General features: G+C 24.1%; 22 protein-coding genes. 8 read left to right on the top strand and 14 right to left on the bottom strand.

All coding sequences use genetic code 11. The annotated features are described in order from the left end of the window. Positions 1-213: 213 nt before the first annotated feature. Together BN8917_RS01025 and BN8917_RS01020 are read right to left on the bottom strand one after the other, a co-directional pair. Positions 214-1,041, bottom strand: coding sequence for a CPBP family intramembrane glutamic endopeptidase (locus tag BN8917_RS01025; protein WP_066869355.1), 828 nt, complete (start codon positions 1,039-1,041; stop codon positions 214-216). Positions 1,042-1,180: 139 nt separating this feature from the next. Then, positions 1,181-2,425, bottom strand: coding sequence for a glycosyltransferase family 2 protein (locus tag BN8917_RS01020; protein WP_066869353.1), 1,245 nt, complete (start codon positions 2,423-2,425; stop codon positions 1,181-1,183). A gap of 472 nt (positions 2,426-2,897) precedes the next feature. Here BN8917_RS01020 and BN8917_RS01015 point away from each other — a divergent pair, with 472 nt between their 5' ends. Together BN8917_RS01015 and BN8917_RS01010 are read left to right on the top strand one after the other, a co-directional pair. Continuing rightward, positions 2,898-3,317: a hypothetical protein gene (locus BN8917_RS01015; RefSeq protein WP_066869350.1), complete on the top strand. Its 420-nt coding sequence runs from the start codon at positions 2,898-2,900 to the stop codon at positions 3,315-3,317. Positions 3,318-3,666: 349 nt separating this feature from the next. Then, positions 3,667-4,581: a metallophosphoesterase gene (locus BN8917_RS01010; RefSeq protein WP_207644752.1), complete on the top strand. Its 915-nt coding sequence runs from the start codon at positions 3,667-3,669 to the stop codon at positions 4,579-4,581. Between the two features lie 40 nt (positions 4,582-4,621). On the opposite strand, the gene BN8917_RS01005 is transcribed toward BN8917_RS01010, so the two are convergent. From BN8917_RS01005 to BN8917_RS00995, 3 genes are all read right to left on the bottom strand, one after another. Beyond that, on the bottom strand, positions 4,622-4,852 hold the full coding sequence (locus tag BN8917_RS01005; RefSeq protein ID WP_066869347.1) for a TIGR04540 family protein: 231 nt from the start codon (positions 4,850-4,852) through the stop codon (positions 4,622-4,624). A gap of 366 nt (positions 4,853-5,218) precedes the next feature. Then, positions 5,219-5,845 (bottom strand): HD domain-containing protein, encoded by a 627-nt coding sequence (locus BN8917_RS01000; RefSeq protein WP_066869344.1) that lies wholly within the window; start codon positions 5,843-5,845, stop codon positions 5,219-5,221. 60 nt (positions 5,846-5,905) lie between these two features. Beyond that, entirely contained in the window at positions 5,906-6,730 is an 825-nt protein-coding gene (locus BN8917_RS00995) for a L,D-transpeptidase (protein WP_084748417.1), read from the bottom strand. A gap of 209 nt (positions 6,731-6,939) precedes the next feature. Here BN8917_RS00995 and BN8917_RS00990 point away from each other — a divergent pair, with 209 nt between their 5' ends. Next, complete coding sequence (locus BN8917_RS00990; RefSeq protein ID WP_066869338.1) at positions 6,940-7,800, top strand: hypothetical protein; 861 nt, start codon at positions 6,940-6,942, stop codon at positions 7,798-7,800. A gap of 51 nt (positions 7,801-7,851) precedes the next feature. On the opposite strand, the gene BN8917_RS00985 is transcribed toward BN8917_RS00990, so the two are convergent. Both BN8917_RS00985 and BN8917_RS00980 read right to left on the bottom strand, forming a co-directional pair. After that, positions 7,852-8,454: a GGDEF domain-containing protein gene (locus tag BN8917_RS00985; RefSeq protein ID WP_066869335.1), complete on the bottom strand. Its 603-nt coding sequence runs from the start codon at positions 8,452-8,454 to the stop codon at positions 7,852-7,854. A 172-nt stretch (positions 8,455-8,626) separates the two neighbouring features. Next, positions 8,627-10,411 carry a M3 family oligoendopeptidase gene (locus BN8917_RS00980; RefSeq protein WP_066869332.1) on the bottom strand — a complete coding sequence of 595 codons (1,785 nt, stop codon included), beginning with the start codon at positions 10,409-10,411 and terminating at the stop codon, positions 8,627-8,629. 360 nt (positions 10,412-10,771) lie between these two features. Here BN8917_RS00980 and BN8917_RS00975 point away from each other — a divergent pair, with 360 nt between their 5' ends. The 3 genes from BN8917_RS00975 to BN8917_RS00965 all read left to right on the top strand — a co-directional run bounded on the left by BN8917_RS00975 (position 10,772) and on the right by BN8917_RS00965 (position 13,294). Continuing rightward, on the top strand, positions 10,772-11,722 hold the full coding sequence (locus tag BN8917_RS00975) for a type II toxin-antitoxin system HicA family toxin (protein ID WP_066869329.1): 951 nt from the start codon (positions 10,772-10,774) through the stop codon (positions 11,720-11,722). A 96-nt stretch (positions 11,723-11,818) separates the two neighbouring features. Then, the gene (locus BN8917_RS00970) at positions 11,819-12,136 is read left to right on the top strand and encodes a (2Fe-2S)-binding protein (protein ID WP_066869326.1); all 318 of its coding nucleotides are present in this window, start codon (positions 11,819-11,821) and stop codon (positions 12,134-12,136) included. 237 nt (positions 12,137-12,373) lie between these two features. Next, positions 12,374-13,294 (top strand): kinetochore Spc7 family protein, encoded by a 921-nt coding sequence (locus BN8917_RS00965; protein ID WP_066869323.1) that lies wholly within the window; start codon positions 12,374-12,376, stop codon positions 13,292-13,294. Positions 13,295-13,402: 108 nt separating this feature from the next. Here the strand turns inward: BN8917_RS00965 and BN8917_RS00960 are convergent, their stop codons facing one another. Both BN8917_RS00960 and BN8917_RS00955 read right to left on the bottom strand, forming a co-directional pair. Further along, entirely contained in the window at positions 13,403-14,728 is a 1,326-nt protein-coding gene (locus BN8917_RS00960) for a hypothetical protein (RefSeq protein WP_066869320.1), read from the bottom strand. 330 nt (positions 14,729-15,058) lie between these two features. Then, a complete protein-coding gene (locus BN8917_RS00955) occupies positions 15,059-15,361 on the bottom strand; it encodes a DUF3784 domain-containing protein (RefSeq protein ID WP_066869317.1) in 303 nt (100 codons plus the stop codon). A gap of 346 nt (positions 15,362-15,707) precedes the next feature. On the opposite strand from BN8917_RS00955, the gene BN8917_RS00950 reads away from it, so the two are divergent. Then, positions 15,708-16,280, top strand: coding sequence for an NUDIX hydrolase (locus BN8917_RS00950; protein ID WP_066869314.1), 573 nt, complete (start codon positions 15,708-15,710; stop codon positions 16,278-16,280). A 21-nt stretch (positions 16,281-16,301) separates the two neighbouring features. Here BN8917_RS00950 and BN8917_RS00945 read toward each other — a convergent pair whose 3' ends face one another. Then, positions 16,302-17,666, bottom strand: a complete 1,365-nt coding sequence (locus BN8917_RS00945) for a hypothetical protein (protein WP_066869311.1) — start codon at positions 17,664-17,666, stop codon at positions 16,302-16,304. A 179-nt stretch (positions 17,667-17,845) separates the two neighbouring features. Between BN8917_RS00945 and BN8917_RS00940 the strand changes: the two genes are divergently transcribed. Beyond that, positions 17,846-18,304: a GNAT family N-acetyltransferase gene (locus BN8917_RS00940; protein WP_066869308.1), complete on the top strand. Its 459-nt coding sequence runs from the start codon at positions 17,846-17,848 to the stop codon at positions 18,302-18,304. Between the two features lie 229 nt (positions 18,305-18,533). Here BN8917_RS00940 and BN8917_RS00935 read toward each other — a convergent pair whose 3' ends face one another. The 4 genes from BN8917_RS00935 to trfA form a co-directional block, all read right to left on the bottom strand. Further along, positions 18,534-20,993, bottom strand: coding sequence for an SH3 domain-containing protein (locus tag BN8917_RS00935; RefSeq protein WP_066869306.1), 2,460 nt, complete (start codon positions 20,991-20,993; stop codon positions 18,534-18,536). Positions 20,994-21,559: 566 nt separating this feature from the next. After that, positions 21,560-22,189 (bottom strand): SH3 domain-containing protein, encoded by a 630-nt coding sequence (locus tag BN8917_RS00930; RefSeq protein WP_066869304.1) that lies wholly within the window; start codon positions 22,187-22,189, stop codon positions 21,560-21,562. Positions 22,190-22,949: 760 nt separating this feature from the next. After that, positions 22,950-23,117 carry a hypothetical protein gene (locus BN8917_RS14260; protein ID WP_159426713.1) on the bottom strand — a complete coding sequence of 56 codons (168 nt, stop codon included), beginning with the start codon at positions 23,115-23,117 and terminating at the stop codon, positions 22,950-22,952. A gap of 13 nt (positions 23,118-23,130) precedes the next feature. Then, positions 23,131-24,837 (bottom strand): plasmid replication initiator TrfA, encoded by a 1,707-nt coding sequence (gene trfA, locus BN8917_RS00925; RefSeq protein WP_066869303.1) that lies wholly within the window; start codon positions 24,835-24,837, stop codon positions 23,131-23,133. Between the last annotated feature and the right edge of the window lie 100 nt (positions 24,838-24,937).

Below are 24,937 nucleotides of genomic sequence, written 5' to 3'. Positions count from 1 at the left end.
ATTTTTTTAGTATTAATTAATATTTTTTATATTTATTAATATTAATTATCATTAAAATATGCTTTATTTTTTTATAAATAAATAAATTTTTATATCTATTCTATATACATTTTTTTAATTAAATACATATAAAAATAAGAGCCTATACTTTTAAAGTATAAACCCTTGTTAAATTATTAATTATATTTACTTTTTAATATTAAAAGTATAATTCTATTTATTCTCTATATTATTAATATTTGGTCTTTGTTTTTTTATATCTAAATAATATAAATAAGCTCCAAAACTAAGAACTACAATTCCTATAATTATATAAATATAAGGATTAAAGAAAAATACTTGGAGTACTGGCATTATTATAAGTCCAAATAGATTAAATACCATATGAGCATATATATCTCCAATCATACTTCCTGCATAATCTGATATAAGAACTAAAATAATTCCAAGAAAGAAAGTATAACCACTTTGAACTAAATTCCCATGCATTACAGCAAAAACTATACCTTGAATTATTATAGCTATGTAAATATTTAAGTTATTCTTAAGTACACTAAATATAGCTCCCCTAAATAAGATTTCCTCAAGAATTGGAACTAATATCACTGTTCCTATTATTTCAATTCGTGATTGCCACGCAAGATGCATAGCTTGTTCTGTTGATGAATAACTTGTTGTAATATCTTGCATAAAGTATATAAATGTTATTGATAAAAAACTAAAACCTATCATTATAAGTGTTATAACTCCTAATTTTTTAGGTTTTACTTTTCTAAATTTACATCTTTTTATAAGCCCTTCCTTTGTAAAGAGAAATATTATTAATAATATTAATACTGCTAAAAACTCTCCAACTACACTTCCTATGTAAACATTAGACATTAAGATATTATCTATTTGATTTTGAGTTAAAGTATCAAAATCTATATGATTTATATATAAATATATATAAAATACACATTTATTAGCTAAAGTCAGCATTTGATAAATTAAAATAGGAATACCTATCGCAGCTAATAATACACTTATTACTTTTTTCATTTATTTTCCTTCCTTTTTTCATTTGTTAATTTATTATTTTTTATAATTATATCTTTTTTTTATAATTTTTACTATAAGATTATATTTTAAAAATAAAAAGGTTGTCCATTTTTATTGAACAACCTTTTTATGTATTATTTTAAAACCTTTCAGTCTTATACCACTTAACTTCTCTTTTTCCTACTATATCTATAACAAATTCAACAAAGCTCTTTATTGATACAAGAACCCATAACTGACAATAAGTAAAATATGAAATTGGTACTAAAATAATATTAAGTAAACCAAACTCACCTTTTTCTCTAAATACAGGTACATATATTTGTATTATAAATGATACATATAATAATATCCATATAAGCGTTGAATGAGCTAAAGCATTAATTTTAATAATTTTAAATAAGCTTAATATAAATACTGAATCTGATATAACTAATGATAATAAGAATAAGAAGTATATACTAGAGAAATAAAAAATATCAAATAATACTATACTAGGTTTATATTTAAATATATTTTTTATAAACTTAGCCATAACATACATATTACCTTTACACCATCTAGTTCTTTGTTTAAACCATACTTTAAGAGTTTCTGGTTCTTGTTGCCAAGTGACTGCCTTTGGCATAAAGGCTATTTTATATCCTAAATGATATATTCTAAAACTTATTTCAGTATCTTCACAAATAGCTTTAGGATCCCATCCTCCTATTTTTTCTACTACTTCTTTTTTAACTATAAAATTAGTTCCTGGAATTGAACATAATCCAAATGTTTGCCATCTTCCTGCTTGAGCAACCCATTGATAGCTTAAAGTTTCTAGATTAATAAATCTTGTTAATAAATTACTGTTTCTATTTCTTGTTCTGAATTTTCCTATAACAGCTCCATATTTTTTATTACTCATAGCTTTTGTTGCTAAATATCTTAAAGCATCTGGCTCTGCAGTATTATCAGCATCATAAACAGCAATATATTCACCTTTTGCTCTTGCATAAGCTAAATTTAAAGCATTTGACTTACCTTTTCCGCCTGTAATTTTATCTGTATTTATAATAATAAGATTATTAGCATTGCAATCTTTTTTAGCTCTTTCAAGCTCCTCCTTAGTATTATCTGAAGAATTATCATTTATAACTATAACTTCAAACTTATCCTTTGGATAATTAAATTGTAATAATGCCTTTACTGTATTATAAATTACCTTTTCTTCATTATGTGCAGGTACTAATACAGATATAACTGGACAGTCTTCATCTTTTAAGGGTTCTTGTTTATTTCTTTTCATTCTTATAGAATATATTAAGCCCCCTGTAGCTAGAATTACACTAACACCAAATAATAAAAAAATATACAACTGTGCTATTTGGTATAAACCTTGCATAATTCGACATTCCTCCTACCTTTATTAGTGTGATATTTAATCCTACTAGATTATACATTATTTTTATCCCTATAAAAAAACTTATTATTACATAAATTACAATATAATTCTTTTTTAAGTATATTTTTTAAAAATTTATTTGAAATTTTCTTATTATTTATAAATTATTAATCTATAAATATTATTAATAAAAACATACTATTTTTTATAATAAGTAATAATTTTTATTTTTTTTAATTAATTTTTTATCATTATCATTTTTTATAAGCTCTTCTAATTTATACTTTTTATTTATTTAATGTATATTTTTTGATTTAATGGAGAATTTATAAACACTTTGTTTATATAATTTTACAAATTAAAATTAATAAAAGATTCTAATTTATAAAAAGCTTGAATTTATAAGTCTTTAAATAGATAATATATATTGAAGTTAAAAGGATTTAAAATAAAGTTATTAGGGAGATTATTTATGAATATAGAACAAAAAATAATTGCTATAGAAGAATTTTTAGCTAGTGAAGTAATTAAAAGAGGGAAACTTTTAAAAGATGGAGCTGATCTTAATGCTGCAAGAATTATTATAGATAAAATGTGTATGAATTGCTGCGGAGGAAAATGGGAATTTGGAACTTATTTCTTTATCGATGAAACTATAAGAGTTTATTTTAAATTTATAGATGAAGATAATAATATAAGAGATTTCTCAAAACATATTTTTTCTAAATCAGAAGTAGAAAATTTTGTTTATACTTATATGGAAAATGGAGATTTAGATTTTTCAAAACTTAGCGAAAATACTAAAGCTAAAGACGAAGTAAAAAAAGAGGTTATAAAGAAAACTAAAAAGAAAAAAGAAGAAAATTTAAATGAACAAATAAGTCTTTTCTAAATTAAAATATAAATTTGAAATATTATCCTAAAAATTAATATCACATAGTATTAATAAATTTTAACAGGATAAAATGTATATATAAGGTATTTATTCTGTGAATGAAGGGAGTTTTAAAGTGAAAAAAGTCTTTTTTCCTATGCTTATAATCGGCATTTTATATATTTTATCAACTTACTATATTGGACATATTATATTTGAAGTTATTAGTCAATTTTTATCTATTAATTTAGTTCTTTATTGGCTAATTATCGGTCTGATATCTTATTCCTACATAATTTTCTTTTTCTTTAATAATAAGTTTTCAAAAAGACTAAATACTATTCTAAATTACTCAGGTTCTTATTGGATGTTTTTTTATGGTTGTATGCTTATCATATTTCCAATAACAGATTTAATTTTATTATTTGTAAAAGGTGTGAAAAATACGGCAAATATTCAACTATCTGTAGGTATACTTATCTTTTTAGTATTAGTTTTTATCGGAAATTATAATGCTAAAAATTCAATAGTTAATAAATATAATATTTATGATGATGGAGAGCTAACTGAAAATTTAAATATAGCTTTAGTTTCTGATTTACATCTAGGAGTTGTTGTAAATAGAAAAAGATTAAAAAAACTTGTAGATGAACTTAATAATTTAAATCCCGATATAATTCTTATTGCAGGGGATTTAGTTGATACGGAAGTTGATCCATTTTTAAAAAGTAATATGGCTGAGGAATTTAAGAATTTAAAACCTAAATACGGAACTTTTGCTGCTCTTGGAAATCATGATCTTATGAAAAAAAGAGAAGATGATATAATAAAAGTATTAACTAAAAATAATGTAAATATCTTAAGGGATGAAGCTATTCTTGTAAATAATAGCTTTTATATAATTGGAAGAGATGATTTTATTATTAATAGAAGAGGAACTGAAAGAAAAACTTTAGCTGATATAAGTAAAGATATTGATAAGTCTAAATATAAAATTGTTATAGATCATACCCCTATCTCTATGAAAGAGAGTAATAATGAAGGATTTAACCTTCATGTTTCAGGTCATACACATAAGGGACAAATATCTCCTGGAAGCTTGATAACAAGAAAAATGTTTGAAATAGATCATGGATATCTATTAAAAGATACACTTAATATATTTGTTTCACAAGGCTATGGTACTTGGGGACCTCCTTTAAGACTAGGTAGTAGAAGTGAAATTATGAATATATTAATAACTCCTAAATCAGACATAGTTAATAAAGAAATAATAATATAAAATTAAAGAGCTACTAAATTTAGTAGCTCTTTTATCTATATTATTTTTCTGCTAGTATTCCGTTTATTATCTCTATTCTTTCTGGTTCTAAAATATCAGCAATTTTTGTTGCGATTTTACCATTTTTATAGAATATTTCTTTACTTGCTTCAACTATTTTTGTAACTTTTTCTTCTAAATGGTCAAACTCCATAAGATTATCTTGGTATAAATCTACTAAATCCTTTAAAGAGATTCCTAAATCTTTTGGGTTTTTATATTTTGCTCTCATTCCTGACTCCTTTACTTGTGACTAATTGCTTATTTAATATTTAATCACTATTATAATAATTTATTATGTAATTATATTTTATCTTAAATCTAATAATTCTCAACAGTAAAATTAATAAAACCTTAGAAAAAATTCAAAAACATTTTACATATCATAATTATACCTTAATATTTTTAAAATTTCTATTTTCCCAAAAGTTAATAACATATAATTACTTTATAATTATATTTAATATCAATATAATTACTTATAAATATTAATATATTATTATAAGTTTTGTAGCTTAAATAAAAAATACTAAAATTTTAAAATAAAAAAGCACCTCTATATGAGATACTTTTTTATAATAATTTATAACTTTAAATATTATAAAAGCTTTGTTTCTTCTTTATATAATGCTATTGCAATATCAACTAATGCTTTAGATGTATCATGTCTTAAAAAGTTTGAGTCTACATCCCAAACTCGTACTCTATCAAGTCCATCTGAATCCTTAAAATAAAATAGCATCCTTTTTGCATATTCTTTATCTAAGATATTACTATTTTTCAAATTTTCTAGTCCATCTTTATCATCTATAACATGATTCTCTATTATAAAATCTAAAATTTTTATTTCTTCATCATCAAATTCATTTTTTATAACGTTTTCAAAAACTTCTAAATCTTTTAATTTTAAAACACTTCTTTTTCCATGTTCTATATCAGTCCCATCATTTACTCGTCCAATATCATGATAAACAGAAGCATATCCTAAAAATTTCATATCTTTATCAGAAAGCTTTGAAATCATAGAATTTATCATAGATATCATAAGAACTCTAGTACTATGCAAAACTCCATGTATACTATCTGGTCTTCTATAATTTTTTCTATCTATAAATTGTTTATAATATAAGTATTTTTCATATTCATTACTTTTAGAAAAACTATTTAATAATTTCAAAACATCATATTGATTATTTTTATCATATATCATTTTTCCCCAAGGCATAAAATACCCTCCATAATCTATTTATATATTAAATTATATGCAATTAAAATTTTAAAAATATCAATATATTATAACCTTAGTTCCATATGGTATATTTTCATATATCCATTTTGCATCCTCTGTCTCGGTTCTTACACATCCATGAGACATAGGTCTATCAAGATTTTTTTCCCATACTCTAAATCTATCAGTGTAATAAGGTACTGAATGAATTAAAAACTCTCCATCAAACTGAGTATAATATTTAGCTCCCTTATTAAATTTTGCACTATGAAACCAAGTTCCTCTAGCTCCCGTTTTAAATATTCCTATAGGAGTTTCTGTTCCTTCTTCTCCTGAAGCACATTTAAATTCCTTTTCCCTCTCCCAAATATTATTATTATTTTTATAAACATAGATTTTTTGATCCTCTATACTAATGAATAAAAGATAAGGTGTATTACTTTTTATTGATAAAGTATTTATTTTCTCATTAGTTATATTATTATAATACATCTTTAAATCATCATTTTTAGCAACTTCTTCTTTACTATACTCTCTTAATCTTTCTTTTACTAAAATTTTTAGATTTTCTATCTCCTCCATTAGTTCTGCATCATTTTCTACATTATTTTTATTTTCTTCAATAAATCTTATAGCTTTTGAATATTCCCCATTCTTTTTATATTTCGAAACTATAGATAAAACTTCTTCTATCGATATTTCTTTCTCAAAAAAACTAGCACTATAAACTTTATTTGTACTTACTTCCATAACTCCATATCCTCGACTCTTCTCTACATTTACTGTTGAACAGTTTAAAGTAGCTAAAGTCAAAGTTAAAATAATAATTTTCTTTAGCATACCCTCACCAACACTTCTATAAAATTTTTTCTTTAGTTTCATTTATTATTATGTGTATATAGTTTTTTTTAATTATATATTTTCCGAAAAAAAATCTATATATTTAATGTTAATTTGGAAAAAGGGTGAAGCTATCTTAAATTTATCTATATTAAATATTTTTTACAATAACTTTTTATATTAAATATCTTGTTTTTTTATATTTTTTATGTATAAACTATATTAGAGTATATTTTAAGAGAGGAAAGCAAATGAAAAAATTAATAATTACAGCTACAATTATAATTGTTGGTCTAATAGCTGCAGGTTTTACTTATTGGCTTTCAGAGTCATATAAAAGTTATGCTCCAGATAAGCTATCACCAACAACTGATATAGTAAGTAAAGAAATTAAAGATATTATAAATCCACCTAAGCTTAAAGATGGAGTAATTTCATCTAGTAATAAAGCAGATAATAATAATAATAATAATAATAATAATAATGCAGTTAATAAAAATGATAATTCTGATGATGCAACTACTTCATTTTCAGATGAAGAATCAGCTACATATTATAAACTTGCACAAATAGCAGGTGATTATGGTCTTCCTGCTAAATCCCTAGTTGTAAATTTAAGCTATCCTAAAAAAATAAATGGTATCAACTATTATAAAGCTTATAGCTATTCTACTAGGTCTAATTATGGGAAAGATAAAACAACTCCTATTAATAATAATTATTCACATTTTGATAATGTAAAAATTATTTCTTTAGATGGTAAATCAATATCAACTTCTCAGTTTGGAGAAATGGATTTTTCTAAATTAACTTCTAAAGAAAAATATAACGAAGTTTACAAACTAGCTGCTCAATATGTTCAAGGTTATACTGCAAATTATCCTGATTTATCAGTATCATCAAATGATAACTATGAAGGTAATTTAAATAATGTTCCTGATTTAAAAATTAATCTTAATAATACAAAAATAGTTAATGGACAAACACTTTATCAAGTTATAGTATCTACAAATAATTATGAAACACCAATATATGTAGGTCTTGATGGATTTATATTTGTAAATAGTGAAACTAACTTTAATCAATTATTTTTCCCAAACAAACTTAAATAATTAATTTAATATCAAAATAAGGAGTTATCCAAATAGGATATCTCCTTTATTTTAGTTATCAATTAATATATTATCTTTTCCATTCCTTTTAACTTTATATAAAAGCTCATCAACTTTTAATAAAATCTCAGTTATATCTTCATTATAACAAATCTTAGCTCCCCCACTTAAGGTTATATTAATATCTTTAGATAATTCTAAATCTTTCACACTATCTTTTATCTTTAAAATTACAGTATCTATATCATAATTAGTTTTATCTATAATAACTAAAAATTCTTCTCCCCCAAATCTTCCTATTATTCCAATTTCTTTTATAATCTCATTTATTGCTGATGATACCTTTATAAGTACTTCATCTCCAAAATTATGTCCATAAGTATCATTTATAAATTTAAAATTATCTAGATCAAACATTATTACATAAAATTTTTTCTTACTATATTTTAAATATTTTAATTTTTCATATATATATTTCTTTGAATAAACTTTAGTTAAATAATCGTAATCTATTAATTTTGTTAATTCCATTTCTTTTTTTCTGCCTTTTTGCAATTCTACTTTTAGTTTTATTAGAATCATAGATAACAACATAATAATTATTATTAAAGAACTGACTATTAAAAAAGCTATATTTTCTATATTAAGATTCATATCTATATCTCCCATTAATTAAATAGACAAATTTTATAACAATAACATTTTACAATATTACAATAAATATCATATAAACTGATTGTAAATATTTAACTAACACTCTAGGATTAAATATGCTTCCTTGTAATAAAAATAGCTATCTATATAAATAGATAGCTATTTTTATTATTTACTTATATATTTCTTTACTTATTTCAATAAACTTTTCTATATCTTCTTCTATTGTCTTTAAAGAATTTTTCCAGAATTCTTTTGATTCTATGTCTATATTCATAAGCTTTGTTACATCTATAAGCTTATTCTTACCTGTAACTGATAAAAGTTCATCATAAGCTTTTACAAATTCATTCCCTCTTTTTAAATACTCAGCATAAAGTCCTTTAGCAAATAAAAGTCCAAATGCATAAGGGAAGTTATAGAAATTTTCACTTGCATAGTAATAATGTGGTTTACATGCCCACATATATGGATGCATATAATTACTATCAAGCCCCTCTCCATAAGTAGCTTTTTGAGCATTTATCATTATTTCCTTAAGTTCATCTGCTGAAAGAGCTCCTTCTTTTCTTTTTTCAAATACTTCTGATTCAAATAAAAATCTACTTAATATATCAACTATAATTTGAGCACAATCTGAAAGCTCTGCTTCAATTATTGAAAAGGCTTCAAGCTTTGTTCCATTTTTTATAGCTGCCTTTTTAACTATTGTTTCGCAGAATGTTGATGCAGTTTCTGCTATTGGCATTGGATAATCTGCATTTATAGCTGATTCTTGCATTAAGCAATCGCCATGATATCCATGACCAAGTTCATGAGCAAGAGTTATTATATCAGTTAAATTTCCACCGAAGTTTAACATTATTCTACTTTCACCTATCATATGAAGGTTTTCACAAAATGCCCCCCCAACTTTTCCTTCTCTTGGATAAACATCAACCCAATTATTATCGAAAGCTCTTTTTGCAAAAGCTGAAAGCTTATCTGAGAAAGTTGCAAAATTATCTAATATAAATTGTTTTGCTTCTTCAAAGCTATAAGTTTTATCTCCACCTTTTAAAGGAGCAAATAAATCATAGAATGGAAGTCCATTTTTATGTCCTAATATTTCTGCTTTTCTTTTATGATATTTTTCGAAAGCTGGAAGACTTTCCTTCATAGCTTCTATCATTACATTTAATGATTTTTCACTCATTCTTGAATAAAGTAGAGTTTCAGCTAAAGGAGACTTATATCCCTTCATATCACAAACTGTAATAACTTCCCCCTTTATTCCACTTAAAGATGCAGCAACAGAATTTTCTATTTTTTTATAAGATTTAATTTCTGCTTCATAAGCTGTTTTTCTAACATTTGCATCTGAATCAAAAGCTAAATTTCTAACCATACTTAAAGGTAATTGTTTCTTCTCTCCATCAAGCTCAATATCAACAAGAAGAGATGATGTTTCTAAATCAGTAAGTTTACTCCAAGCTGCTGATCCTGTATTTCTCATTTTAGCTATTATAAGTTCTTCCTTATCTGATAAAACATATTTACTCATCTCAGTAACTTCACTAAAGTAAAATCTATGTTCTTTTAATAACTCTGATTTTTCTATAATATTATCTAAATCTTCAATTCCAACTATCCACTTACATAATTTAGCATCAGTATCAGCTGTTTTTGAAAGAAGGGTTTCTATTATTCCTATATTTTTAAGTGCTATAGTATTCTTAGTGTCAACACTTACAATAAGATTTGTATACATAAGAAGTCTATTTGAAAGTTCTTTAAATTCATTTAAATAATTTATATGTTCTTCAAGAGCCTTTACTACATCATCTTGTGAGTCTATTAATGATTTTGCAAAGTTTGAAAAATTATTTATTTTTATTTCTAATTTTTTTAAATCTTCCTTATATTCTTTACTATCAAATCCAGAATATAATTCTTTTAATGACCATTTTCCATCCATTTTAATATCACCTCAACATTATTTTCCTCTAAAACACTAAACATCTATATAATATACCTTTTAATATTATAACACTATATTTACCTAATAATACATCTATATCTTATTACTATATATAATATGAAATGCATAAATCTTATCTATATTAAATTATATTTCTATAAAAAATAATAATATCAAAAATTATCATAAGTTTATTAAAATTCTATCTTATTAAAATAATATACTATTTATAAGAAAAAACTATAATATATCTATTAAAAAAAAGCCCTTATTTTAAAATTTAGTAAAAAGTTATTTTCTTTATTAAACTTTAAAATATGTATAATTATAATATCTATTTCAACAGGAGATTATTTTATGGTAGCAAAAAATAAAGTTAGAAAAAGAATTCCTAAAGATTATAAAAATATAAATAAACATTTAGCTGATCCTCAAGTAAGAATGCAAGTAAATGAAGCAATTAGATTATCTAAAGAATGCAAAAATACATCAAGTTCATTAATCTCAGAAAAATTTATAGACTTTATGACTCCTATACAAGATTTAATAAAAGATTTATTTAATGATTTAGCTTTAGAACTTGATAGAAGATGTAATGAAGTCTTAATTTCTAAATCCTTAAAGGAATTTAGTGAAAGAATTACTTTAATTTCTAAAGAAGCAATAAATGAATTATTTAAAGAGCTTGAAGAAACTATACTTGAGAACGGAAAAATAATATTAGAAAATTCTAATACCTTAGATCAAATATCTGATGTATATATAGAATATTTACGAAAACTTGAAATTATAGCTTATGATCTTGCAAGTTATAAATCAATGTCTGTAATTAAGCACCTAGAACTCATACAAATAGATACTAAAAATTATCTAGCTACTTTAATTGAATCTATAGGAATTGAATCTTTCGATTTATATAAAGATGAAATGGATAAATACAAATTAAATTTAGAAAGTCTTATAAGTAATAATTATTCTAAAATAATACATTTTATAAACTATGAATCTAAATTAACTTTAGGTGAAAACCTAAATACTATGGATGATATAATTAGTTTAGTAAATAGATGTATAAACGAAGAAAAAGATAAAGATAAAATTAAACCTACTGATAAACAGGTGTTTACTCAATACAAATATACAGAATTAAATAAAATTGCTAAAGATAATGGATATCATCTAAATAGAGTAACAGGTGGGCATGGTATATTTATAAATAAAGATGGTAAAGTCGTCATAATTCCTCAAGGTAGAGATATAGGTAAAGGTCTCCAAATAAAAATTTTAAAAAATATAGGTATTAGATAGAAATTTAATAATATTTGTAATATTTTTGTATAATAACAAATAACTAATATGATATAATAATTAATATTGATTAATTTCAAAGGAGATTTTTTAGGAATGGCAGATAGAATTGTTTGTAGATGTAAAAATGTTAGTTATGTAGAGATAAGAAAGGCTATGATACAAGGAGCTCGTACAGTTGAAGATATTCAAAAAATGACAGGAGCAGGCACAGGCTGTGGTGGATGTATCAGTGAAATAGAAAAAATATTAAATATAGCTTGCTCATGTAACCAAGTTCCAATGGGTACAGTTCTTGAATCAATTAATAATGGTGCAGATACAGTAGAAAAAGTTGGAGAATTAACTAAAGCTGGTACAACTTGTGGAAGATGTAAAGCACTAATCCAAAATATGATAGATAATAAAAGATAATAAAATTCAAAGGCTTAAGTCTATAATAGACAGGCCTTTTTTTATTTTAAATAAGTAATTAAATTAAGATAAATTACAAATAATATTCTTAATTTAATTAGCTATAAAAACCATAATATGATAATATATATCTATAAAAAATTTATTAATTAATTATATTTTGGTACTTAATTAATTTATATTTTAAAACTAAGTTTAATCAACAGATGATAAATGATTCAACAAAGGAGAAACTATATGATAAGAAAAAAAATATTTCTAGTAATTATATTATTAATTGTACTAGGTGGTTCACTTACAGGTCTTATGATGTTTAAAAATTATTCTGATAGGACTACTGTAGATTATATAACAAATAAAATAGCTCAAATTAAAACAGAAATTAATAATAATCAAATTGATCTTGCTACTGGAGAACTTAATACTTTAATAAGTAAAGCTAAGACAATAAATAATCCAAGTATAAATAAACAATTAAAGGATTTAAAAGCACAATTACAAACAAAATCAGATGAAGTTAATGAAGAAAATCTTCTTAATAAAATTAATACATTAATAAAACAAGGCTCTTTCTCAGAAGCAGCTTTTGAAATAAATAGATTATCAAAAAGAGATTTATCTGTAGAAGTTAGAAATCAACTTAATAATGAAAAAGCTCTACTTGATAGCTCTGCTGCAAAAGAAAAATTAAGTGTTACAGAAAAAAATAATATGAATACTATAGATAATTTAATGAATAATGGTCAATATCAAAAAGCTAAGAATGTAATTGAGAATATTGATACAACAGGATATAGTAAAGCTAATCTAGATAAGATTGCACAATATAATAAACAAATCCAAGCTCAAGAAAATAAATTTAATCTATCTAGTTATTCTTTAAGTGATTCAGCAATAGTAAACTTATATAAAGAAGCTAATCCAGCTGCTACTGGAACTATAACTTCAAACGGAAGTCTTCCTACATACTTTATTGGAAATACTCCTATTTATAGTGTAAATGTTAGTGGTACAATAAATGGAACATTTTATGTTTCTCCAGATGGTAAACAAATAACAGCAGCAGATATGAATTCAGCATTAGCAGAGAAAAATTTATATACTGTAGATGGAAATAATAGAGTTCCTGCAACTTCTATTCCTAGTGATATTAAATAAATTTAAAATAAAAACCTCTATATAGTAAATACTTATTTAAAGAATTTACATATATAGAGGCTTTTTTATTTATAATAAATAAACTAAAAACTCAGATTATCCTTACTTTTAAACTTCTTCTTTTATCTGATATTCTTTCCAACCATTTTTTGTAAATACATATAATGCTGCTATATTTATAGTAAATGCTATAAATATAAGTAAGTTTACAAGATTAAATATAATACTAAAGCCAAATACAGCAAAAGTACCTGTAATACTTAAAAGAATTATATAAGTAATAATTTTTTTATTTTCAGAACATTTAAGCATTATATTTAAATAATAATATCTTCCAAGAAGTGCACAAAAACCTGTTAATATTGAAAATGCTGCAACTGCTATTAAACCAAAATTTCCTGCAACATTAATAGATGTCTTATAAAAATCTGATAAAACCACAGAACTATCTCCAGATAAATTAATTATACTATGTTCTACTCCATATGAAGTAATATAAGTTGTTGCTAATATACCAACTATAAACAATAGTCCAATTACTATTGCAGATGCTAAGGCTGCTTCTCTTTCATGAACTTTATTTTCTTTTGAAACCATTCCATAAACTCCAATTCCTACATCTGCTGTTTGCATTATCTTTTGAAGTCCTATCATAAGTCCAAGTGGTATTCCAAGCATCATACTAACAGGATTTCTTATAGAATCTGTCATTCTATAGAAAAATATTGGCCAATAACTACTTGTTTTAAAAAAGAAAACAAAGAAAAATATTATATAAAGACTAACTGATATAGTAGTTAAAGTTGCAAGTGATTTTATTATTAATCCTTGTTTCTTTAAAAGAACTATTATTGATAAAACCACCATTAAAGGAACAACTACCATAAAGAAACTTTCAAATGTTGAAATTTGCCCTTTACCTATATTTATAGATACTATATTTGTTGCTGCATTTATAGCACTAAATTGGAATCCCCCAAAACCAAAAACGAATATAATTATAAATACTGCTTTAAATAAATTTGAAGTTCCATTTCCTAAAAACTTTTTTATATAATCACTAGTTGCTAGCTTTACTATTCTTCCCATTAAAGTTTCACTATAAGCAAATGGAGATAGAAATATTAATCCTATAAGTCCCCATATACAAATACCTTCTATATAGCATTGCCCCTCTTTATACATGTTACTAAGTGATCCAAGAACTCCGACAAGAGCTCCTGTTCCTATAATAGTTGCCATAGTAACTATACTATTTTTAGTAATTCTTAAAATATTAATTCTATGATAATAAGTTGTTTTATTTTTAACTTTAAAAATCATCCTTAATGAAATAACTATAGTTATAATTGCTATTAAAGGCATAGCTATTGCCCAAATTGTATTTGATAGATATTCTATATAAATTCCTATATTTTTTAAAATATTATCCATATTAAAAAGCTCCCTTATATTTTATTTGAGAGCTAAAACACCATTATTAAATTATAATTGCAATATTAATTTACCTTGAATAAATTCCTTCATAAATCAAATTATTTATATAATACTCTACCGCTATATAAATAACAATAGAAAAATAAATATTTATTATATTGATAAAAGCTTGTAGTTTTTAAATTTAAATTATCAATTCAAAGTAAAAAATAATAATTTATTTCAAATCTAATAAATTAAATAAAGCTAATAGATATTCAAAAATAAAGATATAATATTTATCTTTGAATATCTATTAGCTATTTTAGAAACTTCTTATATCTTATACTATTTTTCTTCGTAGATACTACACCCAACCCCAACTAATAATGCCAAAATACATATACAAACTCCAAATACAATAGCACTATTTATAAAATCATAAGTTCTTGTTAAAATTGAGGTTACACTTATAACTACTCCTGTTAAAGTAAATGATATAGTAATCCATTTTAATAATTTTTTTTCATTATACTCTTTTAAATCTTCATAAGCCTCAAAAATATTTAATGATTTAGTTTTATAAATAACTAAGCCAATTACAATTAAAATAATCCCAATTATAAAGAATAATACATTAGCTATATTCATATGCTTTTCCTCTTATAATAGTTCTTTACTATCATATTATTCAAACTTTATATATTTGCTTATAAAATTTTATGTTATTTTCAACTTTCCTCAAGTAAATAAATATGTAAACATTTATGTAGATGTAAACGCAAACATTTATATAAGTAATTACACAATTATTAATATATGTAATTAATATAGCTAAACTTTAAATTCTCACACTTAAATAAGGATATTAATTTTATTTAAATAGGATTATAAACTAGAAAACTAAATTTTAATTTAAAATATTTATATAGATAAAAAAAGTACATCTTAATTAAAACATGGTATAATTATAAGAACTAATACTTAGGAGGATTTTATGAATTATATTAAAAGTATAGAAAATTATAATCCTATAAATGAACAAGAAAAAACAGATAAAAGATTAATCTTATCTTATATAGATAAATTTAAAGATATACTATTTAGAGAAAATGAATTTGCACATATAACAAGTTCAGCTTTTGTTATAAACAAGGATAAAACTAAAACACTTATGATTTATCATAATATATATAATTCATGGTCTTTCACAGGTGGCCATGCTGATGGAGATTCTGATTTATCCAAAGTAGCATTAAAAGAATTAGCAGAAGAAACAGGAGTTAAGAATGCTAAATTTTTAGATACAAATATAGCATCAATAGATATACTTCCTGTTATGGCTCATATTAAAAAGGGTAAATATGTAGCTCCACATCTTCATCTTTCAATAACATATCTTGTAGAGGCAGATGAAAATGAAGATCTAAGAATAAAATCTGATGAAAATAGTAATGTTGCATGGATAAATATTTCTGAAATAAATAATTATACAAAGGCTGAACCTCATATGCAAGTTGTATATAATAAAATAATTTCAAAATATATAAATAAAAACTCTGTATCTTAATTAATGATACAGAGTTTTTATCTATACTCTAGATATTATTTCTATGGATTCAGCATACGGAATTATTAACTCCTCTTTATTTCCACTAAAATCTAATTTATAAATATTATAAACTCCCATAAACTTCATACTAACTATAAGCTTATCCCCTAAAGAATTAAAACAAATTGATTGAATCTCTAAATCTTTTTCCTTAGTTTTTATTAAATTAAATTTTTTATTATTTATATCCCATAAAAATATTTCATCTATTTCTTTATAATTCATTACAATAACCATCTTATCTCCTTTAGCTGAGATTGATGAGAGCTTTAAATTTTCATAATTTCCAATTGGATAATCTATATTAATTTCTTTATTATTTTCTATATTATAAAACATTATTTTATCTAGATTAAACGAAACTATAAATGGAAATTCACTTTGAGTAAAAAATTCTTGTTTTTCTATTTTAATAAGCTCATTAAATGAACTTAAATCACTATTTATAGAACAAAGCTTATAATTATTATTTTCTTCTTTTATAAAAAAGATTAAATCTAAATCATCTCTATAATAAGGATTACTTAAATTTATCTCTTTTATATTAGGTATCATTTTTTTTAACTTATCTTTATTTATATCATAAATATAAAAATTTCTTTGCTCTTCATCCTCAATAGTACAATCAAGCAAAATTTTATTACTAGAAATATGCTCATATGAATAAATTTCTCTTGCTCTGGCCATATATTTTTGTTCCTCATTAAGACTTATACTAGAAATATAAATTATATCCCTATTGTCCTCTTTCTTTATATATGTTATGGAATTTTTAAAAGCTAACCATTTTATTTGACTAAACTCTTCATTAATTTCAAATGTTATTTGTCTTATATCTCTACCATCCTCATAACAAATATAAATATTCTTTTCAAATTCAGAAGTTCTCATAAGTAGTGCTAATGAATAAGTTCTAATATACCTAATAGCTACAACTAAATATATATTAAAACAAAGATCCCTCTTTAATATTTTTCTTGGAATTATTTCAAATGATTTTATCTCTTCTTTTAGCCTATTACTTCTATAAATATCTTTTAAGAAAATACCCTCTATTTTATTTCTTAATTCTATTTCTCTATATAGAATAAAATTTTCTTCAATTATATGAATACTTTCCTCATTTTCAGATAAATATACAAGTTTTAATTTCAACTTTATATATAAACATAATTTATTTTCTATAAGTTCTTTATGTTCAATACTAGGTATTATCATAACAGAGACTATTTCTAGGATACTTGGCATATTCTCAGGGATAGTTATAAACTTTTCTTGTTTAATTAAAGTAAAAAAATCTAAATCTGTATTATTTAAATTTGATATTCCTATTTTATTTATCATCTATTTACTTCTTCCCCCTTTTATAAGCCTTATATAAAATAATCTATATATTTTATGTAAAGTAAAATATCTTTATTACCTATAATTAAATTTATAAATCTTTTAACTATAAAAAAATTGCTTTAATTTGTAAAAATTTATATAATTTAAATATTAAGATATACTATCAGGAGGTTTTTATGATTACATATGAGCAAATCCTAGCAAAAGATTTAGGTATAGAATTATTTAAAATTGCTGACCCCTCAATTGAACAGATAAATAAATATAAAAATAAAAGCATAGCTATAGTAGCTAAAAATAAAGAAAATAATATAATAGCCTTTATATCAATACATCGTTCTTTTGTAACTGGCTTTGAAATCAATAATCTTTTAGTTTTTGATAAATATCAAGGACAAGATATAGCAAAAGAACTAATAAAAAGAGCTGAAAAAATAGTTAGAAAACAAAATGCTAAATATTTAGAAGTATGTACTGGAAATTCATCATTATCAGCACTTGCTGTATATCAAAAATGTGGGCTTAGAATAGTTGGAGTTCATAGAGATTATTTTAAAACAAGATATACTGAAAAAATCTTTGAAAATGGTATAGAATGTTTAGATCTTATACGACTTAGAAAAGAATTATTATAAAATAAAAAGACACTCTCTTAAGATGGGAAATAGAGAGTGTCTTATATATAAAGAAAGGAATGTGTGTATGAAAAAAGCATGATTTATATATTATATAATTTAATATATGTTCCACACATTCCTGATGTTCCTATATAATAAATTAATTTTTTATTAGAAGTTTAATATACTTTACTAACATATTATACTAATCCATCTTAATTTTTAACTACAGCTATTTATATCACTATTAATTTAGTGATGAACCTTGATTTGCGATTCCAGCTGTTACATAAGCTCCATCAATCCAACCTGTCATTCCATTGTATGAAACTTTGTACCATCCATTTTGTACTGCACTTACCTTAACATTTGTCATATATGGTATTGCTGTAATAATTCCAGTTCCTGCTGCTGGTCCATTATTCATATATAAACCTACTGGTGACATTACTGTTACTACACCATTTGCTGATTGAACTGAACCTGATGGATTTGAGGCTGCTGCTCCTGTATTGATATATGCTGAATAAACATAACCTATTAATCCATCATATTCAATGTTATACCATCCACCATTATTTGATAAGATATTAACTCTTGTTCCTGCTGGTAAATCTTTAATTATTGCTGTATATGGATCTCCACCAGCTCTCATGTGAAGATATGGCGCCCCTCCAAGATTTGCTACAACCCCTGTTGTAATTCCAGTTGTTTGAGTAAGATATGCTCCTGATACATATCCTATTGTTCCATTAATATCAACTTTATACCAACCATTTGATTGACCTAAAATAATTACATGGCTTCCTTCTGTAAGTGATTTTATTATCTTAGATTGTGTATTTGGTTGAGTTCTTAAGTGTAAATAGTATCCTGATGGTACATTTACTACTGTTCCAATTGAAGTTGTAGTTGTTTGGCTTGTTGATGAACCTGAATTATTTGTTGATGAACTTGAACTACTTGATGTTGAATTTGAACTTGAATTTGAATTATTCATTGTTGTATATTCTTTATAACACCAACCTGTTATTCCATTATATTGAACTTTTATCCATGATCCATTAGCACTTGTTCCTAAAACTTTAAGTGATGCTCCATTTGGCATAACTTCTATTTTTTGACCTTGCATTGAAGGTGATTGTAATAGCCATAATCCTATTGGTGAAGTAACACTTGCAGAAGTTTGTGAACTTGTTGAGCTTGTACTATTTGTTGTATTACTTGATGTAGAATTATTTGTTGCTGCTGATGTATATTGTGTATAACACCAACCTGTTACTCCATTATATTCTACTTTAGTCCATAAACCATTAGAACTTGTTCCTAAAACTTTAAGTACTGCATTATTAGGCATAGCTTCTATTTTATTTCCTTGCATTGAAGGTGATTGTAATAGCCATAATCCTATTGGTGAATTTACTTTAATAGTACTTTGTGTACTTGTTGAACTTGTACTATTTGTTGTATTACTTGATGTAGAATTATTTGCTGCTACTGATGATGTATATTGTGTATAACACCAACCTACTACTCCATTATATTCTACTTTAGTCCATAAACCATTAGAACTTGTTCCTAAAACTTTAAGTGATGCTCCATTTGGCATAACTTCTATTTTTTGACCTTGCATTGAAGGTGATTGTAATAACCATAATCCTACTGGTGAATTTACTTTAATAGTACTTGTTGAACTTGTACTATTTGTTGTATTACTTGATGTAGAATTACTTGTTGAAACTGCTGATGTATATTCTGAATAACACCAACCTACTACTCCATTGTATTCTACTTTAGTCCAATTTCCATTAGAGCTTGTTCCTAAAACTTTAAGTACTGCATTATTAGGCATAGCTTCTATTTTATTTCCTTGCATTGAAGGTGATTGTAAAAGCCATAATCCTATTGGTGAATTTACCTTAACATATTTTTGTGTTGAATTAGTTGTACTTGAAGGTTTTGAGCTACTTGTACTATTACTTGTTGAGCTTGAAGGCTTTGAACTACTTGTACTATTACTTGTTGAGCTTGAAGGCTTTGAACTACTTGTACTATTACTTGATGTACTTGATGAATTTGCAGCTCCAACTTGTAAGTAACCTGAGTAAACCCAACCTGTTACTCCATTATATTCTATTTGATACCATCCACCATTTTCATTTAAAACTTTAACATGTGTTCCTTCTGGTAAAGTTGTAACTATTGGTGCATTTGTTGTTCCATTTGATCTTACATTAAGTGATTCATTTGATCCTAAATTAACTACTGTACCAACTTTTCCTTTAAACTTTGCTGATTGTTTAACTGTTGATTGTCCTGGAACTTTTCCATTAACTGATAATAGATTTGAATAAATCCATCCTGTTGTTCCATTATACTCTATTTTATACCAGCCACCATCTTCTGCTAATACTTTAACTTTAGTACCAGCCTTTAATTTCATAATTACAGGTGAATTCATACCACCTTGTTTTCTAACATTTGCTGTTTTAGCACCTTGTAGATTAGTAACAGTACCTATTACATTTTGTGCTGCTAAATTTATTACTGAATTTGAACTTTCTACTTGGTGTGATTGTGTAACTACATATTTTACTTGTGTATTGCTTTGTGCTCTATTTACATTCTGTGCTTGAATGTGATGTGCTCCAGCCCCTGCGACAACTCCAGCTATTGCAAGAGTTGTTATTATTTTCTTTTGATTCATAATATATCACTCCTGTTAACTCAAATTAAATTGTATTTTTGTAAAATGTTTGATTTTATTATAAGACTATTAATTTTAAAATTAGATCTCTTATCCTTAAATTTTTATAACATAATAGCAACAAATTGTTAAAAAACCAATATAATCCTGATATAGAATTTACTAATACTTTTAATTTGAATACAACTTTATGATTATTATTAATAAAAAAAATATAAACCTAATTTCTGTATATAAGTATTTATCACTATTAATACATAATATTATCCAGTATTATGTATTACTTTTTAGACTATGTTACTTTTGTCTTTTATTTTTAACTATTAGGCTCAAATAGAAAAATATTAAAAATAAAATTATCATAAATCAATAAAACAACTTGTAAATTATCTCCATAATTTCATTTAAACACTTATTTTTTTTTAAAAAATTTAAAAAGTTAATATTTTTTAACTATTTAAATACATACAAGGGTAAATTTTTTAAAATTTTGCTAGTTATTAATTTCTATTTATGTATCAAAAAGAAGGAAGCTATTAAAATAGCTTCCTTCTCTTTTAAAGATCTTAAACAAAATTAAAATCATTTATATTTATATATCCAATTATCCCATTTTCACATTTGACAAGACACCAACCATCTTCCTTTTCATCAATGACTTGTACCTTATTACCCGTAGTTATAAATCCAATATCTCCAGCCTCATCTGAAGCATCAGACTTTATGTATAAATTTTCTTTATCCAGGTTTCTAATCTCAGCATTCTTAAATGTATATTGCTCTATAGATTCTTTAACAAATGCACTTTCTACAAATCCTATTTCACTATTATATTCAACTTCATACCATTTAGGATTTGATTTATCTATTATAATGAATCTTTCTCCCTCAGGAATATTAATAACTGTAGTATATTCATACCCTGGTGCAGCTTTCACCTCTAAATATTTCTTTTCCACTAAATTTATAGCAGTTCCATAAGTTATAACAATATTATTATTAGAAACTTCACCTGCTGGTACTACAACAAGATTTGCTAAATCCTCTAAACTATTTTTTTTACGCTTTTCTGCTGATTCAACTACATAACCCGCTTCCAAATTATTTACTATTATATTCCCATTTGCTTCTGTAGCATTATATCCTGCAATCCCACTTACTAATACTAAACTAGCTAATATCTTCTTATGTTTCATAAAAAGTAACTCCCTCATTTGTAATTTATATTCCATCACATTTTATCATATTTCACACTAAATTTAATTAAAAATTAAGAAATAATCTCTTAATTTCATAGAAATCTTGAAATATCAGTAAAGTATATTCCATATCTAAGAATTATAAACATTTATATATTCATCAACATATTTGTAAACATCTTTATTTACACATATACAAATATTTATATTAATAAAATATAATAATATCCTTATCAATATCCATGTAAACATTTTTGTTTATGTAAATGTTTTTGTATAAGTATATGTTTTTGATTGTGAAAATGTATATGTTTAAATAAACATTTTTATTTATGAATATATAAATATTTATATATTTTTATTATAGATACTTTCTATAATAAAATATTATAAAAGTAATATTGTACTTATAATTATATCTTTATTAATATTTATGTAAACATTTTTGTTTGTGTAAACATTGATGTCTGTGTATGTGTTTTTGATTTCAGAAGTGTATATATTTTAATAATTGTTTTGGTTTACAAATATGTTAATATTCTTTAAATTAAATAATAAACTTTTTTATTTAAAGTAAACATCTATGTAAACATTTTTGTTTGTGTTTACAATTACGATTAAGTAATTGTAATTGTAATTTTTTTATAAAAATCTCTTTATATTCTTTATATTTGTAAAAAGGTACAATCTATAACTAAGTAATATAGCCAAAAAAAGCATATTGAAATAATATATCAATACGCCTTTTAATAATTCATCATTTTATTTTTTTAATTAAATAAGCTATACCTGCAACTAAAACTAATATTATTAAAAGTTTAATTGCAAACCCCATAACTATATTTATAAGAGAGAGTAGTATAGTTAAAACATAGTAACCTACAATAACTCCTATTGTAATTTTTGCAATTTTCATAAGATTCATTAATTAATTCCCCCTATTTATTTTTTTCTAAGTATTCTATTTTATAATCACTAAAATCTTTAAGCCCTCTATATAATTTAATCTTTTTAACAAATAACTCTATAAATATTTCTGACTTATCTTTCTCTACAGAGAACTTTTCCCATTTCTCTATAACCTTAAGAAGTTTATCTTTTTCTGCTTCTGTTGTAGCCATATTATATAATTGTCTTTGTGATTTAATTCTTTTCTTTTGAACTTTTTCTATATCATCCATAATACTTTCTTTAGTTGCAACATATGCAAATTCATCTTCTTCTTCAAATAATTTAAGTTCTTGTTCAATATATTTTCTATATTCACTCTTTATAAGATTTTCATCTATATCTTTTTTTCCTTCAATTTCTCGTTTAATTCTATCTATAAATTCAGTTATTTCAGGATGAGTTTTATTAACTTTAACCATTTCATCTGTTATTGCAAAAACAAATAATCCAGCTGGATCTTTAACTTTACCTCTTCTAATCCCATCTTTTATCCATAAAATATATTCTGCTATTTTCCACTTTGTATGCTTTTGTAAAATCTCAGTAATCTTCTTAGAATTAATTCCAAGTGAGCTAAGTTCCTCTTTAATATTTTCTGGAAATTTTAAAGAATAATCTTCTTCTAAATCTTTCTTTTTCTCAACTTTAATATCTTTAGGTTTTTCTGTTAAAGAATCTATAAGTTGCTTTCTAGTTCCCTTAAAAATTATATAAATACAATTTTCACTAACTCCATTTATAAGAATATCATCACCAAAAAAGTAATCTTTTAATATTCCGCTTTCTATTAAGTTTTCTAATGGTTTTTTTAATCTTCGTTTAAGTTCTGATTTATATTCAAAATCAATAGGGATTTTATGTTTTAAAACATCAAAGCTTCTTTTTATGTATTGCTTATTGAAATTATTTCCTTCTATATAACTATATAATCTTCTTGTAAGTCCTGATTTAAGCTGAAAATAAACATTATTACTTAAAAATTTAATAAAGCTATATCTCATATTTTCTATAACAAGATCACCAAAAGTAACAGTACATCTTTCTTCCTTGCTTCTATTTTTTCCTTTTCCAATTATATCGTAATTATCAATTAAAGATATACTTTTTTCTCTTGAACTTTCATATCTCTCCATTTTCTTATTATAGAAAATACCATTTGCTAGACTATAATACTTTACAGCATTTAATTCTCTTATTGCATCTTTTATCTTTTGATAGTTGCCCCCACCAACTGATAATCCCATAAATTCGCAAAGTTCATATAAAGTAAAATCAACCTTGTTAGAAGGTAAATCATATGTTTTATCTTCATCACTATATATAAGTGGACTATGCTGCTTTATATAAACTCCTATTAATGCATAGAAAACATCCATAGCAAATGCATTTGGTAATCTAAACATTGACATCGCTAGTATTTCTCTCTCAAGCCCTTTACTATCTGTCCATGAAAGAAATTCTACTTGTGAACTTTTTGATTCCTCTGGAACTCTACTTAGAACATATCTCATTTCTTTACTAATTGTTTCGTCATTTTCAAGCTTAGCTATTGTTTGAACGGTCCTTTTATTTTTAAAACGAAATAGAGGAGCTTCTATTACATTTATATCCATGATAAAACTTTTTTCTCTTATCGTCCTATCTTTTTCCTTAGATTTTGTCTCTCCAATTTCTACGCTTTTCTTATTACTCATTTCTTTTCCCTTCATAACTTATATTTTTATATATTTTATTATATATTATATTGTACTTTTTTACAAAGATATATTGTACTTTTTTTCAAATTTAATAAAG

The organism is Clostridium mediterraneense (assembly GCF_900091705.1).
GTDB classification, from domain to species: Bacteria; Bacillota; Clostridia; order Clostridiales; family Clostridiaceae; genus Sarcina; species Sarcina mediterraneense.
The sequence above is the reverse complement of the archived record's forward strand: the minus strand, read 5'-3'. Positions and strand labels throughout refer to the sequence as shown.

What these genes read in the sequence shown, in the direction of transcription:
- BN8917_RS00995 (WP_084748417.1), bottom strand. Translation starts at nt 6,730, where the DNA reads ATGAAACTAAAGAAAAAATTTTATAGAAGTGTTGGTGAGGGTATGCTA.
- BN8917_RS00980 (WP_066869332.1), bottom strand. Translation starts at nt 10,411, where the DNA reads ATGGATGGAAAATGGTCATTAAAAGAATTATATTCTGGATTTGATAGT.
- BN8917_RS00950 (WP_066869314.1), top strand. Translation starts at nt 15,708, where the DNA reads ATGAATTATATTAAAAGTATAGAAAATTATAATCCTATAAATGAACAA.
- BN8917_RS01025 (WP_066869355.1), bottom strand. Translation starts at nt 1,041, where the DNA reads ATGAAAAAAGTAATAAGTGTATTATTAGCTGCGATAGGTATTCCTATT.
- BN8917_RS00955 (WP_066869317.1), bottom strand. Translation starts at nt 15,361, where the DNA reads ATGAATATAGCTAATGTATTATTCTTTATAATTGGGATTATTTTAATT.
- BN8917_RS00970 (WP_066869326.1), top strand. Translation starts at nt 11,819, where the DNA reads ATGGCAGATAGAATTGTTTGTAGATGTAAAAATGTTAGTTATGTAGAG.
- BN8917_RS01010 (WP_207644752.1), top strand. Translation starts at nt 3,667, where the DNA reads ATGTTTTTTTATGGTTGTATGCTTATCATATTTCCAATAACAGATTTA.
- trfA (WP_066869303.1), bottom strand. Translation starts at nt 24,837, where the DNA reads ATGAGTAATAAGAAAAGCGTAGAAATTGGAGAGACAAAATCTAAGGAA.
- BN8917_RS00960 (WP_066869320.1), bottom strand. Translation starts at nt 14,728, where the DNA reads ATGGATAATATTTTAAAAAATATAGGAATTTATATAGAATATCTATCA.
- BN8917_RS01005 (WP_066869347.1), bottom strand. Translation starts at nt 4,852, where the DNA reads ATGAGAGCAAAATATAAAAACCCAAAAGATTTAGGAATCTCTTTAAAG.
- BN8917_RS01020 (WP_066869353.1), bottom strand. Translation starts at nt 2,425, where the DNA reads ATGCAAGGTTTATACCAAATAGCACAGTTGTATATTTTTTTATTATTT.
- BN8917_RS00945 (WP_066869311.1), bottom strand. Translation starts at nt 17,666, where the DNA reads ATGATAAATAAAATAGGAATATCAAATTTAAATAATACAGATTTAGAT.
- BN8917_RS00940 (WP_066869308.1), top strand. Translation starts at nt 17,846, where the DNA reads ATGATTACATATGAGCAAATCCTAGCAAAAGATTTAGGTATAGAATTA.
- BN8917_RS01000 (WP_066869344.1), bottom strand. Translation starts at nt 5,845, where the DNA reads ATGCCTTGGGGAAAAATGATATATGATAAAAATAATCAATATGATGTT.
- BN8917_RS00930 (WP_066869304.1), bottom strand. Translation starts at nt 22,189, where the DNA reads ATGAAACATAAGAAGATATTAGCTAGTTTAGTATTAGTAAGTGGGATT.
- BN8917_RS01015 (WP_066869350.1), top strand. Translation starts at nt 2,898, where the DNA reads ATGAATATAGAACAAAAAATAATTGCTATAGAAGAATTTTTAGCTAGT.
- BN8917_RS00975 (WP_066869329.1), top strand. Translation starts at nt 10,772, where the DNA reads ATGGTAGCAAAAAATAAAGTTAGAAAAAGAATTCCTAAAGATTATAAA.
- BN8917_RS14260 (WP_159426713.1), bottom strand. Translation starts at nt 23,117, where the DNA reads ATGAATCTTATGAAAATTGCAAAAATTACAATAGGAGTTATTGTAGGT.
- BN8917_RS00965 (WP_066869323.1), top strand. Translation starts at nt 12,374, where the DNA reads ATGATAAGAAAAAAAATATTTCTAGTAATTATATTATTAATTGTACTA.
- BN8917_RS00990 (WP_066869338.1), top strand. Translation starts at nt 6,940, where the DNA reads ATGAAAAAATTAATAATTACAGCTACAATTATAATTGTTGGTCTAATA.
- BN8917_RS00985 (WP_066869335.1), bottom strand. Translation starts at nt 8,454, where the DNA reads ATGAATCTTAATATAGAAAATATAGCTTTTTTAATAGTCAGTTCTTTA.
- BN8917_RS00935 (WP_066869306.1), bottom strand. Translation starts at nt 20,993, where the DNA reads ATGAATCAAAAGAAAATAATAACAACTCTTGCAATAGCTGGAGTTGTC.